We start from the raw sequence: 1,742 nt of genomic DNA, 5'->3' as shown, positions 1-1,742 counted from the left end.
CCACGCGGGGCGGCGGCTGCCCCGCCGGTGCCGGCCGACACGGCCGCAGACACGGCGCCACCGATGGCCACGGCGGCGGAGGCCAGCGCATCGCTGCGGCTGCTGCCGCTGCTCAAACGCACGCTCGCCTTGGGCACGGTGGAGCTGAGCGCGCCCGACGTGGCCCTGGCGCGCCTGGCGGATGGCCGCAACAACTGGACCTTCACACCGCGCCATGCGCCCCCGCAAAGCGCCAACCCCTGGAACGTCACGGTCGATCAATTGCAGGTGAGCGAAGGACAGATCGCCTATGCCGATGGCCTCAAGGACCTGGCGCTGCGCGCCCAGGTGGCCACCATCGCTGAAGCGCCCGCATCCCCAGCCGGCGCCAACGCTCAGGCAGGGGCGGGCGGCGGCCCTGCCCCCGGCGCAGAAGCCGGCGCCCCGCCTGCCCAGGGCGCCGCGCGCTACGGCGTGCAATTCAAGGTCCGCGGGCGCTTTGCCAAGGCCGATCTGGAGGGCCAAGGCAAGGCGGGCGATCTGTTGAGCTTGCGCAACAAGGTCCTCGACTTCCCGGTGCAGTTCAGCGCGCGCGCGGGCGATACGCGGGCCGAGGTGGAGGGCACGTTGACCAACCCCACGGCCCTGGCCGGGATGGACCTGCGGGTGCTGCTGGCCGGTGCGACCATGGCCGACCTGTATGCGCTCACCGGACTGGTGCTGCCCAACACCCCGCCGTACCAGACCAATGGCCGTCTGGTGGGCAACCTGACACCGGAGCGCGCCACCTGGGATTACCAGGACTTCCATGGCAGCCTGGGCAAAAGCGACTTGCACGGGCACCTGACATACACCTCGGGCAAGCCGCGCCCGCAACTGCGGGGCCAAGTGTATTCGAACACCCTGCGCCTGGCCGACCTGGGTCCAGTGCTGGGAACGCCCGCAGGCGCTCCCGCCAAGAACACGCCGCCTCCGCCGCCCGGCAAGGTATTGCCCAGCAAGAAATTTGCCACGGAGCGCTGGAATGCGATGGACCTGGACATTGTGTTTGATGGCCAGAAAATCATCGAATCGGACCACCTGCCCCTCGAGAACCTCAGCGTGCATGCCGTGCTCAACAACGCGCGGCTCACGCTCGAACCGCTGCGCTTTGGCGTGGCGCGCGGCAAGATCGATGCGCAGGTGGTGCTCGACAGCCGCCAGGACCCGCTCAAGGCGCAGGTGCGCGCCACGGTGGATGGGCTGCAGCTCTCGGCGCTGTTCCCGAAGGTGGAGCGCATGCAAAAGAGCCTGGGCCGCATGGACGGCGCCTTTGCGCTCAGCGGCCAGGGCCATTCGGTGGGCCAGATGCTGGGCAGCAGCTCGGGCGAAGCGCGGCTGTATGTGCGCGATGGGACGCTGAGCAAGCAGCTGCTGGACATGGCCGCGCTCAACGTGGGCAGCATCGTCTTCGCCAAGCTGTTTGGCGAAACGCGCGAAGTGCACCTGCGCTGCGCGGTGGCCGACCTGGCCGTCAAGCAAGGCATGGCGCAAACGCGCACCGCCAAGCTCAGCACCGAGGAAGCCATCGTCGAGGCGGTCGGCACGGTGGACCTGGCGCGCGAGCACATCGACCTGCGCGTCAAGCCCGAGTCGCTCCAGTGGAAATTCTTTTCGCTGCGCACCCCGCTGTATGTGCGCGGCTCCTTCGCCAAGCCGGACGTGGGCGTCGAGCCTGGGCCGCTGCTGTTGCGCGCCGGCGCGGCGGTGGCCGCCGCTGTGGC

At 69.5% G+C, this 1,742-nt stretch carries 1 protein-coding gene; it reads left to right on the top strand.

Features of this window, described 5'->3' with window-relative positions:
- Nucleotides 1-1,742, top strand: a 1,742-nt coding sequence (locus B2J89_RS21070) for an AsmA family protein (protein ID WP_169170798.1), incomplete at both ends; no start/stop codon positions are given.

Source organism: Acidovorax sp. SRB_24, from assembly GCF_012931925.1.
The sequence above is the reverse complement of the archived record's forward strand: the minus strand, read 5'-3'. Positions and strand labels throughout refer to the sequence as shown.